Here is a 14967-nt window from a genome sequence, read left to right on the forward strand (position 1 = left end):
TCGGCCTCTTCTGCTGCCAGACAGCTCCGACACCGCGCCGGAGCCGCCTTGGCCGGCTGCCCGGAAAATTGAAACAGACTTGTCGAGCACCCCGTTCATTCGGACCTCAAGTCCGACAGGCTCCTAGGTCCGGCCAGAGGAAGCGCGGCCGGCTGCGAAGGATACGATCATCTTATACATCTTATACGTGGAGACACTGGCATGGGAAAGATCATCGGAATCGACTTGGGCACCACCAACTCCTGTGTAGCCATCATGGAAGGTGGTGACCCCAAGGTCATCGCCAACGTGGAGGGCAACCGCACCACCCCCTCGGTGGTGGGCTTCTCCGAAAGCGGCGAGCGACTGGTGGGCCAGGTGGCGAAAAGGCAGGCGGTCACCAACCCTCACCGCACCCTGTACGCCATCAAGCGGCTCATCGGCCGCCGGTACACGGACGCCGAGGTGCAGAAGACCAAGAAGGTGAGCCCGTTTGCCATCGTCGAAGGCCCCGGCGGTGACACCGCCATGGAGGTGGACGGCAAGCGCTACTCGCCGCCGGAGATCTCTGCCATGGTCCTCACCAAGATGAAGCAGACCGCCGAGGAGTATCTCGGGGAGACGGTGACCGACGCCGTGGTCACCGTGCCCGCCTACTTCAACGACAGCCAGCGCCAGGCCACCAAGGACGCCGGCCGCATCGCCGGCCTCAACGTGCTGCGGATCATCAACGAGCCCACGGCCGCGGCCCTGGCCTATGGCCTGGACAAGAAGCGGGACGAGAAGATCGCGGTCTTCGATCTCGGCGGCGGCACCTTCGACATCTCGATTCTGGAGATCGGCGACGGCGTCTTCGAGGTCAAGTCCACCAATGGTGACACCTTCCTGGGCGGCGAGGACTTCGACCTTCGGATCGTCAACTGGCTGGCGGACGAATTCCGCCGCGACCAGGGCATCGATCTCCGGAACGACAACATGGCCCTGCAGCGCCTGAAGGAAGCGGCAGAGAAGGCGAAGATGGAGCTGTCCACCACCATGGAGACCGACATCAACCTGCCCTTCATCACCGCCGATGCCACCGGCCCCAAGCACCTCAACCTGAAGCTGAGCCGAGCCAAGCTGGAGAGCCTGGTGGACGATCTGGTGAACCGGACCGTGGAGCCTTGCCGCACCGCCTTGAAGGACGCCGGCCTTGCCGCCGCGGACATCGACGAGGTGGTGCTGGTGGGCGGCATGACCCGCATGCCCCGGGTGCAGGCCAAGGTCCGGGAGATCTTTGGCAAGGAGCCCCACAAGGGCGTCAACCCCGACGAGGTGGTGGCCATCGGCGCAGCCATCCAGGGCGGTGTCCTCAAGGGCGACGTCAAGGACGTGCTGCTCCTGGACGTCACCCCGCTGTCCCTGGGCATCGAGACCCTGGGCGGCGTCTTCACCAAGCTCATCGAGAAGAACACCACGATCCCGACCCGCAAGACCCAGATCTTCTCCACCGCGGCCGACAACCAGCCGGCGGTCTCCATCCATGTCCTGCAGGGCGAGCGGGAGATGGCCGCCTACAACAAGACCATCGGCCGCTTCGAGCTGGCGGACATCCCGCCGGCCCCCCGGGGGGTGCCCCAGATCGAGGTCACCTTCGACCTCGACGCCAATGGCATCCTCAAGGTGTCCGCCAAGGACCTGGGCACGGGCCGGGAGCAGTCCATCCGCATCACCGCCTCCAGCGGCCTGACCGAGGCGGAGATCAAGCGCATGCAGCGGGATGCCGAGACCCACGCCGAGGAGGACAAGAAGAAGAAGGAGCTGGCCGAGGCCAAGAACCAGGCCGACTCCCTCATCTACGCCACCGAGAAGAGCCTGCGGGACCTGGGCGACAAGGTGGATGCCGACACCAAGGGCAATGTGGAGCGGGAGCTGGCCAGCCTCAAGGAGACCATCAAGGGCGAGGATGTGGCCGCCATCCGCTCCGGCACCGAGAGCCTGACCAGGGCCTCCCACAAGCTGGCCGAGATCATGTACAGCCAGGCCACCCGCGGCCAGGGCGGCCCGGGCGACACCGGCGGCGGCGCCGGAGCCGGCACCGGCAAGAAGGACGAGGATGTGGTGGACGCCGACTTCGAGGAGGTCAAGTAGCGGCCTGGACTGCTGGCGCCGGAGATCCCCCAGGGGGAGTGGGCCGCACCGGGCCTGCTCCCCCTGTTCTTGTTGGGGGGGCCGCGCCCGCCAGCGCTTCGCCTGCGGTTCATGGACAGGCCCCGGATTACCTGCTACCATGGGAGTAGCCTTTGCCCGGCCCGCGCTGCGCTCCGGCGCCACTCTTCCGGCTTTGAGGGCCCGCAATGACTCCCATGGCAACCCGCGACGTCTCCCTGCGGGCCAAGATCCTCGTCAGCCTCTTTCTGGTCTTCTCCCTGTCCATCAGCAGCGTCCTGTTCGGCATGTGGATCTACCAGCGGGAGCGGCTCCTCGCCATGACCAAGGACAAGGCCACCCAGGCCGGCCTGACCATCCGGGCTTCCCTGGGCGTGGCCATGCTCCAGAACCAGCGCCCGCTCATCCAGCGCTCCCTGGATGAAGTGGCGCGGGTCGCCGATTTCGAGGCGATCAGCATTCTCAATCCCAGCGGCCAGGTCGTGCTGTCCAGCCGGCGCTCTCTGGTGGGACAGGTCTTTGCCAAGGATCGCGACCCGGCCTGCACCGTCTGCCACCAGGACATGGATATGCCCCCCAGGGCCGGCCAGTTCGCGGCCGAGCTCCGCTCCCACCGGGGTCGCTATGTCCGGGCGGTGATCAAGATCGACAACGAGCCGGACTGCCGGCTCTGCCATGGCACCGGCCAGCCGGTCCTGGGCCTGCTCATGGTGGACAGCTCCCTGGAGGACATCTACGCGGTCCTGCGCACCGTCTCCCAGCGGATTCTGCTCACCGCCCTCCTGACCTTCGCGGCTATCGTCGTCCTCATCTCCCGGATCGTCGACCGCTTCGTGCTCCGGCCGGTGCGGGCCTTTCTCGAGGGGATCAAGCAGTTGGAGAAGGGCCGCTTCGATGGCTGGGTGGACATCCGGGGGGAAGGAGAGTTCGCCGAGATGGCGGTCTCCTTCAACGTCATGACCAGGGCCATCGGCCGCTATGTCACCGAAGTCCGCAACAATCGGGACGAGATCCGGACCCTGTACACCATCGTCCAGCGGATGAGCGAGACCATCGAGTGGCAGCGGGTCAAGGGCATCGTCATCAACCTGCTGCGGGAGATCTTCGATGCCGAGACCACGGTCTTCATCCATGCCGCCGACAGCACCCCGGGCGCCTTTGACGTCACCTGGAAGAAGGCCGGGGACAAGCAGTTCCAGGCCCAGTACTTCCTGGACGCTGGCGAGGCCCCCCACGGTGCCGTGAGCCGGCGGGACCTGGAGCGCTGGTGGAAGGGCGAGCTGACGGTGCCCGAGCTGGACGCCGAAGAGCGCCGGGCCCTGGTGCCCCTGAGCCTGCGCAGCCTCCGGCTGGGCCTGGTGGCCGTGGTCCTGCCGGCCAAGCGGCGGTTCGGCCGGGCCGAGCGCCACCTCCTGCCGGCCCTCACCAACCACATCTCCGTCTCGCTGGCCAACGCCCGTCTGTACGACCTGGCCATCACCGACGATCTGACCGGCCTGTACACCAAGCGCTACTTCCACACCAAGGCCAAGGATCTGGCCGACAGCTTCCAGGCCGGCGGCATCGGCTTTTGCCTTCTGATGCTGGACGTGGACTATTTCAAAGAGATCAACGACACCCATGGCCATCCGGTGGGCGACCGGGTGCTGGTCGGTCTGGCCGAGCTCATCCGCGCCAACATCCGCACCGCCGACATCCCCTGCCGTTACGGGGGGGAGGAGTTCGTGATCCTCCTGCCCGGCAGCGACATCCAGGCCGCGCGCCAGATCGGCGATCGGCTGCGCACCAGCGTTGCCAGCCACACCTTCCAGATCCCCGGTGCCCCGCCCATCCAGCGGACCATCAGCCTCGGCCTGGCCTGCTGCCCCCTCCATGCCGACACCGCCGAGGAGCTGCTGATGGTGGCCGACTCCGCCCTCTACGCCGCCAAGCGCGACGGCCGCAACCAGATGCGCATCGCCCCCTCCCGCCGCCCGGAAGGCTGAATCGGCGGCGCCCCCAGCCACCCGGGCCAGTCTCTTCACTCTTGACGCCGCCCGGTGCCTGGTGTCTCTTGTGCGCTGCCCGCGGCCGTGGTGCTCCCCCGGCCCATCCTCAGCCTGAGCGTGCAGGAGATCGACCATGCGCATCCTTTCCGGCATCCAACCGTCCGGCCAGCTCCACATCGGCAACTATTTCGGCATGATGCGGCCCATGATCCGCAACATGCGCCAGGGCGAGCTTTTTGCCTTCATCGTCAACCTGCATGCCCTGACCTCGGTGCACGACCGGGAGCGCCTGGCAGCCGGGACCCTGGAGGCCGCCGCCGACTTCCTGGCCCTGGGGCTGGACCCGGACGAGAGCATCTTCTGGGTCCAGTCCGACGTGCCGGAGGTGACAGAGCTGACCTGGATCCTGTCCACCGTCACCCCGATGGGGCTTCTGGAGCGCTGCCACTCGTACAAGGACAAGGTCGCCAAGGGCATCGCCCCCAGCCACGGCCTTTTCGCCTACCCGGTGCTGATGGCGGCCGACATCCTCCTCTACCAGGCCAACCTGGTGCCGGTGGGCAAGGATCAGAAGCAGCACCTGGAGGTGGCCCGGGACATTGCCCACTCCTTCAACCACACCTTCGGCGAGACCTTTGTCATCCCGGAGCCGGCCATCGACGACAACCTGGCGGTGATTCCCGGCGTGGACGGCCAGAAGATGTCCAAGTCCTACGGCAACACCATCGGCATCTTCCTGGATGAGAAGACCCTCAAACAGCGGGTGATGGCCATCGTCACCGACTCGACGCCCGTGGAGGCCCCCAAGGACCCGGACCGCTGCAACCTGTTTGCCATCTACCGGCTCTTCGCCCCCCCGGACCGCCTGGCTGAGGTGCGGCGCCTCTACCTGGAGGGCGGCGCGGCCTATGGCCGCATCAAGCTGGAGCTGGTGACGATTCTCTGGGAGTACTTCAGGGAGGCGCGGGAGGAGCGGCAGCGCCTGGGCCGGGACCCCGGCTACCTGCGGGCGGTGCTCAGGGCCGGAGCGGAGAAGGCCCGGACCCACGCCGCCCCCACCCTGGATCTGGTGCGGGAGCGGGTGGGACTGCGGTATTGAAGGCCAACCGCAGAATATCCAACAAGGAATTCAGTTCTTCCGGTCCCTTCTGCGGTTGGACATTCCTTGTTCGATATTCGATATTCGTTATCAGGAGGCGCCCAGCAGCTCCTGGAGCTTGGCCTTGAGCACGTCCTTGGAGAAGGGCTTGGTGACGAAGGCGGTCACGCCGGCCTGGCGGGCGATGGCCTGCTGGCTGGCCTCCGACTCGGTGGTGGCCATGATGATGGGCAGGTCCGGCCGCAGCTGCCGGGCCTGGCGGGTCAGCTCGATGCCGTCCATCTCCGGCATGTTCATGTCCGTGATCAGAAGATCGACCGCAGCACCGGAGCGCAGATGCTCCAGGGCCTGCCGGCCGTCGGCGGCGGTGGTGATGGCCAGCCCCATCTCCGCAGCGGCTGCCCGGTAGAAGTGGAGCATGGCCTTGGAGTCGTCGGCGGCCAGGAGCTGGCGGCCGCTGGCCGCCTGGCCGGCCCCGGCCAGACGCTTTGCGTCGGCGGCGGCCTGCGGCCCGGCCAGCTCTCCCAGGACCTGGGCAAACTGGGCCCGGGCCTCGCCATCCGGTGAGGCGGCGATCCCGGCTACCAGCAGGGAGGCGCAGCTCCCTTCCTGGTACAGGGCGCGGAACAGGCGCACCGCCCGGGCCATGATCAGGGCCGTGACCACCCGCCTGGCCACCTCGTCCTGCCGCACCAGCACCTCCTGCACCCGTTTCACCACCCCGGCGTTCACCAGGTTGTCCAAGCCGGTGAGCACCGCGGCCAGGGTCAGCTCGTCGGTCTCCGCCAGCCCGTCCGCCAGGCAGACGATGCTGCGCATGGATGGGATGCGGCCCAAGGCCTCGTAGACCGCGAACTTGAGATTCTCCTCCATGCCGAGTCGGGCGTCCATGACCGCGGTGAGCAGCTCGGCGCCCTTGCGATCCCCCATGAAGCCAACCACGTTCGCGGCCATGATCCGCTCGTCACGCCGGCCCGCCCGCAGCACCTCCCCCAGGGCCGGCAGGGCCAAGCTGCCCAGGCCGACCAGGGCGTCGCCGATGAGGCGGCGGATGATGGGGCTGCCATGGTGGATGTGCCGGACCAGGAAGCCGGCCGTCTGTTCGTCCCGGCAGCCCCCCAGGGCGGTGATGGCCATGGCCAGCACCAGATCGCAGTCCTCGCCACCGGACTGAACAAAATCCGGCGCCGCGGCGATGAAGGCCAGGACCGCGTCCCGGCCCGCAGCGCCGCCCTGGGCCACCGCCCCTTGGACCGCCAGGGTGGCCACTGTGGCGTCGGGGTGCTGCAGGAAAGGCTGGAAGGCCGCCAGCATCGCCGCCGGGTCCCCGGGCGGCAGGCGGAGCAGAGCCTGGAGGACCGCGGCCACCTCCGCCGGCTCGGACAGGCCCGGCAACAGGCGCAACAGGATCGGTACCGCGGCGGCCAAGCCGGCCTTGCCGGCCTCCTCCACGCACAGCCGCCGCACCGCCGCCGCCGGATGGGCGAGCCCCGCCAGGATCGCTTCCTCCTTGCCGGCCAGAACACTGGTCAAGGTGTGGTAGACCATGGCGTCCACCACCTCGTCCCCCAGCGGCTCGGCAAACAGGGCAAAAAGCTCCGGCAAGGCATCTGCGCTGCCACCGGCGCCGATCTCGTCCAGGACCACCACCTGCTCGACAGTATCCTTGCTACGAAAGTCCTTCAGGATCTCCATACGTTCTCCCGGCTGATGGTATGGGGAGGATACAGGCAAGCCTTCTTTATTTATCCCCCGGCCCCGCGACAAGACAAGATTTTTCTCGAAATGCCGGCCGACGCTGATCAGGTGCCGGTCAGGCGCAGCACCTCGGCCGCGATCCGCTCCAGAGGCAGGATCCGGTCCACGCCCCCCCGCTCGATGGCCTCCTTGGGCATGCCGAAGACCACACAGCTGGGCTCGTCCTGGGCGATGGTCACCGCCCCGGCCTCCTTCAGCTCCACCATGCCGTTGGCACCGTCGTCCCCCATGCCGGTCATGATCACCGCCACCCCGTTCCGGCCCACATAACGGGCGCCAGAGCGGAAGAGCACATCCACCGACGGCCGGTGGCGGCTGACCAGCGGGCCGTCCCGCACCTCGACGAAATAGCGAGCCCCGCTGCGCTTGACCAGCAGATGCCGGTTGCCGGGGGCGATGAGCACCCGGCCCCGGATGACCGAGTCACCGTCCGCCGCCTCCTTGACCTCCATCCGGCACAGCCCGTCCAGGCGTTTGGCAAAGGCGGTGGTGAAATGCTCGGGCATGTGCTGCACCACCACCGTGCCCGGCCCATCGTGGGGCATGACGGTGAGATAGCTGGCCAGGGCCTCGGTGCCGCCGGTGGAGGCGCCGATGAGCACCACCCGGTCGGTGGTCTCCACCATGGCCCGGCTGCTGGCCCGGGGCAGCACGGCATCGGCAGTGAGCTTGGCCGGCACCTCCCGCAGGGCCAACAGGGGCCGCAGCCTGGCCTGGGCCGCCGCCCGTACCGCATCGCACAGCTGGATGCGATTCTCCTCCAGAAACTGCTTCACCCCCAGCTTCGGCTTGGTGACCACGTCCACGGCGCCGTATTCCAGGGCCTTGAGGGTGGTCTCGGCGCCCGCCTCGGTGAGGCTGGAGCAGATGATCACCGGCAGGGGGTGCTGGCGCATGAGCTTCCGGAGGAAGGTGATGCCGTCCATGCGCGGCATCTCCACATCCAGGGTGATGACGTCCGGCACCTCCTCCCGGAGCTTGTGGGCGGCAATATACGGGTCAGCCGCGGTGGCGATCACCCGGATGCCAGGATCGCTCTCCAGGACCTGGGTGAGGGTGCTGCGCACCACCGCCGAATCGTCAACGATCATCACCCGGATCGGCCCCGGTCGGGCGGCTCCAGATGGCCCCCCCCCCTGGCGGTCCGGTCTAGTGGGCAGACTCATCTTTGATGTAGACGGTGGGAGCCACCAGCGTCAAGCCTTCGAAGATACCGTGCAGGCTCTCCGAGTGGCCCACAAAATAGTAGCCGCCGGAGGCAAGCTGGCCATCGAACCGGGCCACCAGCGCCCTCTGGGTGGGCCGATCAAAATAGATGGTGACGTTGCGGCAGAACAGGAGATCGATGCTGCCCACGCTCGAAAGATCGCTCGTCATCAGGTTGAGGGCGCGGAAGGTGATCTGTTTGCGGATCTCCGGCGCCACCCGGAAGGTGCCGGTGTGCTCGCCGACGCCACGTAGCAGGTAGCGCCGCTTCAGCTCCAGGGGTACCGGCTCCACCACCTCCTCGGTGTAGACCGCGCGCACCGCCTCCTCCAGGCGGCGCGTCGAGATGTCCGTGGCCAGGATGCTGTAGCCCCAGCCCGGATGCTGGCGGACAAACTCCTGGAGCACAAAGGCGATGGTGTAGGGCTCCTCGCCGCTGGAGCAGCCGGCGCTCCAGACCGCGATGTGGCGGCGGCTGCGCAGGCGAGCCAGGGCTGTCAACCGGGGGAGCAGGGTGTGGGTCAGAAGCTGGAACTGATCGGGCTGGCGGAAGAAATCGGTCTTGTTGGTGGTGAGCAGGTTGATCATGGTGGTCAGCTCGTGCTGACCTGCCCCAGGGCTGGTGGCCATGGCGAAGTAGTCGCCGAACCGGCTGAGCCCCAGCTGCCGCAGACGCTTCATGAGCCGGCCCGAGACCATGGTCTTCTTGGCCGGCGTCAGGTTGATGCCGCAATACCGGTAGACAAAACGGCTGATGTCGTCGAACTCGGCATCGGTGATCGGCCGGACGCCCAGCTCCCCGGCGGCCCCTGCCTCCAAGGCCATATCGCCTTTCCCCCTGGTCAGTGCGGCCGCTCGGCCCGGTGGCCGACGCGCTGGCGCTCTTCGGCCAGGGCCAGAGTGATGAGCTGGGGCACGTCGACGATGAGGGCGACGGTGCCGTCGCCCAGGATCGTGGCGCCCGAGATCCCCTGGGCGTCGGCAAAGGCCTTGCCCAGGGACTTGATAACCGTCTGGCAGTCGCCGTAGATCTGATCGATGACCAGGCCCACCGACGAGCTTTCGTGCTCGACGATGATCACCTGCTCGATCTCCTGATCCCGGTCCGCACCGTCGAAGAGCTGCCGCAGGCGCACGTAGGGGATGACCGTATCCCGGACCTTGATCATCTGGCGGCCGTGGGCGGCCTCGATCTCCCGGTCGGTGAGCTCCAGACACTCCTTGATGGAGGAGACCGGAATGACGTAGCGGGTGTCCAGGGCCCGCACCAGCAGGCCGTCGATGATGGCCATGGTAAGCGGCAGCTTGAGGTCGATGGCGGAGCCCTGGCCCGGCGTGGAGGCCAGCTCCAGTCGCCCGCGGAGCTTGCCGATCTCGGTGCGGACCACGTCCATGCCCACGCCTCGGCCGGAGACATTGGTCACCTGCCGGGCGGTGGACAGGCCGGGGTGGAAGATCAAGGCCAGCCTCTCCTCCCAGGACATGGTCTCCAGATCCATCTCCCGAACCAGGCCCTGGGCCACGGCCTTGGCCGCCACCGCCCCGGCATCGATGCCGCCGCCGTCGTCGGTGATCCGGATGCGGACCTGGCCGCCGATGTGGGAGGCCGACAGGGTGATGGTGCCGGTCTCGGGCTTGCCGGCCTGACGCCGCACCTCCGGCGGCTCGATGCCATGGTCGACGGCGTTCCGGATGAGGTGCACCAGGGGATCGTTGAGCTTTTCGATCATGCTCTTGTCCAGCTCGGTCTCGCCGCCCTCGATGCGCAGTTCCACCTTCTTGCCGGTGGACACCGCCAAATCCCGCACCAGACGCCGGAACTTGTCGAAGGTGACGCCGATGGGCAGCATGCGGATGCCCATCACCTTGTCCCGGAGCTCGGTGACCAGGCGCCCCACCTCTTCCACGGCGCCCATGAGGTCAAGGCCCTGAACCCGGGAGGAGGACTCCTCCAGCCGCGCCTGGGCGGTGACCAGCTCGCCGACGATGTTCACCAGAAAGTCCAGCTTGTCCGAAGCCACCCGGATGGTGCTGGCCTGGGTGGTCTGGCGCCGCTCCCGCACCACCTGCTGCTCGGCCAGGGCCGCTTTGACCTTGACCGCTGACACCACTCCCGCCTCCACCAGGGTCTCGCCAAGGCGGGGCTTGGCCCGGAGCACCGCCTCCACCTGGCCGGGCTGGACATCCCCTCGATCCACCAGGATCTCGCCCAGCCGCGGCGGCTCCTCTTCGCTGGCGTGATGGGGGTCGGGCAGGTGGGTGACGGCAAGCGCGCTGTCCTTCTCCAGGAAGATGAAGACATCCCGGATGGCATTCTCGTCCGCCCCGGTGGTCAGCAGGATGTCGTAGCCCAGATAGGAGCGCTCCGGGTCCAGCTCCGTCAGGCCCGGCACCTGATCCACCAGGGCGGTGCAGCGCAGGCTGCCCAACGCCGCCAAGTCCCGCAGGAGGGTCAGGGGGTCCAGGTTGCGGCGCAGGCATTCCGGGTCTGGCCGGAAGCGGATCCGGAACAGGCGAGAGGGGCCGGCGGCTGGCGCTGCCCTGGCTGAGGACAGGTCCTTGGCCGCCGCTGCCGGGGCGGGCGCCGGGGCGCTGGCCCCCCGCTCGGCCAGCAGGGCCTCCAGGCCGGCAATCACCGGTCCGGTGTCCACCGGGCTCGCTGCCGCCCCTTCCTCGATGCCGTCGATCATGGTGGTGATGACGTCCCGGGAGGCCAACACCAGCTCCACCAGCGGCCGGGAGATGCTGATCCGGCCGCTGCGCACCGCATCGATGGCGGTCTCCACCTTGTGGGCGAAGGCCGCGATGGCATCAAAGCCGAACATCGCCCCCGAGCCCTTGATGGTGTGCATGGCCCGGAAGAGCCGATCCACCAGCGGCCGGGAGTCCGGATTCTCTTCCAGCTCAAGCAGGGTCGCCTCGATGTCGGCCAGAAGCTCGAGGGATTCCTCCCGGAAGATGCTGACCTCGGAGATGGCGTCGGCCATGGCTGGCTCCTTGTTGCCCGGGACAGCGAGGCGCCCCGCGCCCTCAGCAGGCGAGATCGAAACCGGACAGCCGCACAAGCTGGGCCAGCTCCGGGGACAGTCCGGACAGCTGGAAGGCACAGCCGTCCTGGGTCCAAGTCTGGCCAGCGGCGCAGACCAGCTGCAAGAAAGCGGTGTCGAGGCTGGTCACCCCGGCAAGATCCAGCACCAGTCCCTGATGCCGCAGCCGCAAGAGCTCGTCCCGCAAGGCCGGCATCTCCCCCCGGGTGCAGGTGCCGGTCAGAACGAGCACGGCCTCGTCACCGGTCACTCTGGTGGCAAATGGCATGAGCAGCCCTCCTCCGGCCTCACGAGCCCGCCGCGGGGGCCTCCGCGGCAGCGGCGCTGTGACCAGCCGCCGCGGCCGCCATGGCGATCTCGTCGGCGGAGAGGATGAGGTCGATGTCGAGGATGATGATGAACTCCCCGTCCTGGCGGCCCATGCCCTTGATGAAGCGGGTATCGAGGCGGGTGCCCATCCGCGGCGGCGGCTGGATGGCGGCAGCCTCCAGGTCAATCACCTCCCGTACCGAGTCCACCAGGAGGCCCATGATGGTGGTCTCGTTGTCCACCGTCACTTCGGCGATGATGATGCAGGTATCCCGGGTGCGCTCGCTCCCCGGCATGCCGAACTTGCGCTTGAGGTCCACCACCGTGATCACCCCGCCCCGCAGGTTGATCACCCCCCGCAGGAACTCCGGCATGCGGGGGATCTTGGTGATGGGAGCAAAATCCAGGACCTCCCGGACCTTGAAGATCTCCAGGGCATAGATCTCGCTGTCCAGGACAAAGGTCAGGTACTGCCGGCTGTCGGCGGTATCGCTCATCCCTCTACCCTCCCGGTCATGGGCTCGAAGCCGTCCTCGTCCAGATCCAGCTCCACGCCGCGGCCGGGCAGGGCCTTCACCGGCCGATCCTCCTCGCCCCAGCCGCTGCCTCCCCGCTCGGCCTTGATCGCTGGAGCCGCCGGCCGGCGCCGGCTGCCCGCCACCCGGAAAAAGCCGATCTGGGTGCGCAGGGCCTGGGCCTGGGAGGCCATCTCCTCGGAGGACGAGGCCATTTCCTCGGAGGAGGCGGAGTTCTGCTGCACCACCTTGTCCACCTCCTCCAGGGCCTTGGCCACCGACTCCACCCCCCGGGCCTGTTCCTGGCTGGCCAGGGCGATCTCCTGCACCAGCTCGGCGGTCTTGCGGATACCTGGCACGATCTCGGCGATGAGGCCGGAGGTGCGCTCGGTCACCGCCAGGCTGTGCTTGGACAGGGCGATGATCTCCTGGGCCGATGCCTGGCTGCGCTCCGCCAGCTTTCTGACCTCCACAGCCACCACCGCAAAGCCCTTGCCATGCTCGCCGGCCCGCGCCGCCTCGATGGCGGCGTTCAAGGCCAGGAGGTTCGTCTGCCGGGCGATCTCCTCGATGATGAGGATCTTCTCGGACACGTCCCGCATGGCCTGGGCCATCTCCTTGACCGCCTCGCCCCCCTCTTCCGCATCCGCGGCCGCCTGGCGGGCGATGGCCTCGGTCTGGCGGGCGTTGTCGGCGTTCTGCGCCACCGAGGCGTTCATCTCCTCCATGGCCGAGGAGACCTCCTCGATGTTGGACGACTGCTCGGCCGCCCCCTGGGACAAGGACTGGGCCGCCGACGACACCTGCTCGCTGCCCGAGGCCAGGTGGCCGGCCGCCTGCTGGATGTTGCGAACGATGCTGGACAGATCCTCCACCATCCGGTTCAGGCTGCTGCCCATCTCGCCCACTTCATCGGCGGAGGTCACCGCCACGGTCTCCGTCAGGTCGCCACCGGCCACCTTCCTGATGTGGCCCACCATTGCCGTGACCGGCCGGGTGATGAGACGGGTGATGACCACCGCGAACAGAACCGCCACCGCCACCCCCAGGAGCGCCAGGCCGATGCTGATCCGGGTGGCCGTGCCCGCCACCTCATCGAAGTGACGGCTGGCCTCCTCGCTCTCGGCCAGGGTCGAGGCGACGATGGCCTGGATCGGCTCGTCGGCAGCGGCCAGGGCCTGATCGATCTGGCTGTCCAGGGCCCGGATCCGCTCCTGGTCATCCCGGGCCAGCTCCGCCACCGAGCTGTTCCGCTCCAGGATCGGCAGGACGCCGTTCTCGAAGAGGTCCAGGAAACGGCGGCTGGCCGCGGCAAAGGCGGCGGCCTGCTCCTTTTCCTTCTCGGTGTCGGCGATCTCCGCCGCCCGGGTCCAGGCCCGCTGGGCCTCCGCCTTGACCGCCGCCAGCTCCTCCCGGCCGGCAGCCAAGTCCCGGTTGATGATGGCATCGGCCATCACCCCGTAGGCCTCGTCCAGGCCCATGGCCATCTGCTGCGCCTCCAGGGCATGCTTGGCCCGGGTGGCAGCCTCTTCCTCCAGGTCATGGAGGCTCACCATTCGCAGGATCAGAAACAGGCTGATGGCGCCAAAGAGGATCACCACGCCCGCAAACCCCGCCCCCAGCTTGGCTCCGACCTTCATGTTCCCCATGATGGCCATGGTCCCCTCCCCCCGGGGGTCTCCCGGACACCTTGATGCCGTCCCTCCCCGGGCGCGGCTCAGCCGTGCAGGACAAATCCGACTCTCGCTTCCCAGGATAGGTCAAACGGTTGCGGGATTGCAAGGAGGGGAGCGACGGAGAACCGCGGCCGCCGTGCCACTGGCCAGGCCCCTTGTGAGGTGGCCGCGGCCATGCTAATGTGGGCTTCCCGCTGCCGGCCCGGGACGCCCCCCTGGCTCCGGCCGGCCGCCAAGGAGCGCCCATGGACGAGAAGACGATTCAGGACCACATCGGCCGCCGGGTGGAGGAGCGGCTGGCCCCGTTGTTCCGGCGCTACGGCATGCCAGCGGAGGATCTCGCCGCCTCCTTGCGCTGGCGTCCCATTGCCCTGGTCATCGGCAACTACTCCTCCGGCAAGTCCACCCTCATCAACGAGCTGTGCGGCCGGCCGATCCAGCGCACCGGCCAGGCGCCCACCGACGACTCCTTCACCATCCTCACTGCCCCGGAAGGAGACGGCCCGGAGGCCGAGATCCCCGGCGCCACCCTGATCAACGACGACCGCCTGCCCTTTGCCGCCTTCCGCACCCACGGCGAGCAATTCATCGCCCATTTCCGCATGAAGACCGTGGCGGCGCCGGCCTTGCAGGATCTGGCCATCATCGACACCCCGGGCATGCTGGACTCGGTGACCGAGAAGGACCGGGGCTACGACTACCTGAAGGTGCTGGGCGAATTCGCCCGGCTGGCGGATCTCATCGTCCTGCTCTTCGATCCCCACAAGGCGGGCACCATCAAGGAGACCTACGTCACCATCCGCAACACCCTGCCCGAGGCCTCCGGCGAGGACCGGATCGTCTTCGTCATGAGCCGCATCGACGAGTGCGACAACCTGGCGGATCTGGTCCGCTCCTACGGCACCCTGTGCTGGAACCTCTCCCAGATGACCGGCCGCAAGGACATCCCCCGGATCTTTCTCACCTTCGCGCCCAGCGTCACCGAGCCGCCGGCCGGCTATGAGGTCTGGCAGCAGGAGCGCGTCGAGCTCAAGGAGCGCATCCTGGCCGCCCCGAGCTTGCGCACCGGCCATATGCTCCAGAATATCGACAAGAAGGTGCAGGAGCTGCGCCTGGTGGCCGAGGCCATGGCAGCCTTTGCCGTGGCCGGCCGCCAGTCTTTGGCCCTGGCCGTGAGGGTGGCCCTGGCCCTGGGCGCGGTTGGCTTCTTCTTCCTGGACGTCGCCGGCCATGCCCTGGTCG

The 14967-nt window shown here is 67.9% G+C and carries 11 protein-coding genes; 4 read left to right on the forward strand and 7 right to left on the reverse strand.

What is annotated here, in order from left to right:
- Window positions 1–201: 201 nt before the first annotated feature.
- The 3 genes from dnaK to trpS all read left to right on the forward strand — a co-directional run bounded on the left by dnaK (window position 202) and on the right by trpS (window position 5214).
- Complete coding sequence (dnaK, locus tag AB1634_15300; protein ID MEW6220882.1) at window positions 202–2109, forward strand: molecular chaperone DnaK; 1908 nt, start codon at window positions 202–204, stop codon at window positions 2107–2109.
- 215 nt (window positions 2110–2324) lie between these two features.
- Window positions 2325–4112: a diguanylate cyclase gene (locus AB1634_15305; GenBank protein MEW6220883.1), complete on the forward strand. Its 1788-nt coding sequence runs from the start codon at window positions 2325–2327 to the stop codon at window positions 4110–4112.
- A 136-nt stretch (window positions 4113–4248) separates the two neighbouring features.
- Entirely contained in the window at window positions 4249–5214 is a 966-nt protein-coding gene (gene trpS / locus AB1634_15310) for a tryptophan--tRNA ligase (GenBank protein MEW6220884.1), read from the forward strand.
- A 90-nt stretch (window positions 5215–5304) separates the two neighbouring features.
- Here trpS and AB1634_15315 read toward each other — a convergent pair whose 3' ends face one another.
- The 7 genes from AB1634_15315 to AB1634_15345 all read right to left on the reverse strand — a co-directional run bounded on the left by AB1634_15315 (window position 5305) and on the right by AB1634_15345 (window position 13707).
- The gene (locus AB1634_15315; GenBank protein ID MEW6220885.1) at window positions 5305–6909 is read right to left on the reverse strand and encodes a response regulator; all 1605 of its coding nucleotides are present in this window, start codon (window positions 6907–6909) and stop codon (window positions 5305–5307) included.
- A gap of 107 nt (window positions 6910–7016) precedes the next feature.
- Window positions 7017–8063, reverse strand: coding sequence for a chemotaxis response regulator protein-glutamate methylesterase (locus AB1634_15320; GenBank protein MEW6220886.1), 1047 nt, complete (start codon window positions 8061–8063; stop codon window positions 7017–7019).
- 58 nt (window positions 8064–8121) lie between these two features.
- Window positions 8122–9003, reverse strand: a complete 882-nt coding sequence (locus AB1634_15325; GenBank protein ID MEW6220887.1) for a protein-glutamate O-methyltransferase CheR — start codon at window positions 9001–9003, stop codon at window positions 8122–8124.
- A 17-nt stretch (window positions 9004–9020) separates the two neighbouring features.
- Complete coding sequence (locus AB1634_15330; protein ID MEW6220888.1) at window positions 9021–11165, reverse strand: chemotaxis protein CheA; 2145 nt, start codon at window positions 11163–11165, stop codon at window positions 9021–9023.
- A 43-nt stretch (window positions 11166–11208) separates the two neighbouring features.
- Window positions 11209–11493, reverse strand: a complete 285-nt coding sequence (locus AB1634_15335) for an STAS domain-containing protein (GenBank protein ID MEW6220889.1) — start codon at window positions 11491–11493, stop codon at window positions 11209–11211.
- A gap of 19 nt (window positions 11494–11512) precedes the next feature.
- Complete coding sequence (locus tag AB1634_15340; GenBank protein ID MEW6220890.1) at window positions 11513–12031, reverse strand: chemotaxis protein CheW; 519 nt, start codon at window positions 12029–12031, stop codon at window positions 11513–11515.
- Entirely contained in the window at window positions 12028–13707 is a 1680-nt protein-coding gene (locus AB1634_15345; GenBank protein ID MEW6220891.1) for a methyl-accepting chemotaxis protein, read from the reverse strand. The genes AB1634_15340 and AB1634_15345 overlap by 4 nt, the downstream gene beginning before the upstream one ends.
- Before the next feature lie 263 nt (window positions 13708–13970).
- Here AB1634_15345 and AB1634_15350 point away from each other — a divergent pair.
- Window positions 13971–14967: dynamin family protein (locus AB1634_15350; GenBank protein MEW6220892.1), on the forward strand; the 997-nt coding region annotated here is incomplete at its 3' end.

The sequence above is a fragment of the Thermodesulfobacteriota bacterium genome, from assembly GCA_040755095.1.
GTDB lineage: Bacteria > Desulfobacterota > Desulfobulbia > Desulfobulbales > JBFMBH01 > JBFMBH01.

What these genes read in the sequence shown, in the direction of transcription:
- AB1634_15320 (MEW6220886.1), bottom strand. Translation starts at nt 8,063, where the DNA reads ATGATCGTTGACGATTCGGCGGTGGTGCGCAGCACCCTCACCCAGGTC.
- AB1634_15305 (MEW6220883.1), top strand. Translation starts at nt 2,325, where the DNA reads ATGGCAACCCGCGACGTCTCCCTGCGGGCCAAGATCCTCGTCAGCCTC.
- AB1634_15315 (MEW6220885.1), bottom strand. Translation starts at nt 6,909, where the DNA reads ATGGAGATCCTGAAGGACTTTCGTAGCAAGGATACTGTCGAGCAGGTG.
- AB1634_15325 (MEW6220887.1), bottom strand. Translation starts at nt 9,003, where the DNA reads ATGGCCTTGGAGGCAGGGGCCGCCGGGGAGCTGGGCGTCCGGCCGATC.
- AB1634_15345 (MEW6220891.1), bottom strand. Translation starts at nt 13,707, where the DNA reads ATGGCCATCATGGGGAACATGAAGGTCGGAGCCAAGCTGGGGGCGGGG.
- AB1634_15335 (MEW6220889.1), bottom strand. Translation starts at nt 11,493, where the DNA reads ATGCCATTTGCCACCAGAGTGACCGGTGACGAGGCCGTGCTCGTTCTG.
- AB1634_15340 (MEW6220890.1), bottom strand. Translation starts at nt 12,031, where the DNA reads ATGAGCGATACCGCCGACAGCCGGCAGTACCTGACCTTTGTCCTGGAC.
- trpS (MEW6220884.1), top strand. Translation starts at nt 4,249, where the DNA reads ATGCGCATCCTTTCCGGCATCCAACCGTCCGGCCAGCTCCACATCGGC.
- AB1634_15330 (MEW6220888.1), bottom strand. Translation starts at nt 11,165, where the DNA reads ATGGCCGACGCCATCTCCGAGGTCAGCATCTTCCGGGAGGAATCCCTC.
- dnaK (MEW6220882.1), top strand. Translation starts at nt 202, where the DNA reads ATGGGAAAGATCATCGGAATCGACTTGGGCACCACCAACTCCTGTGTA.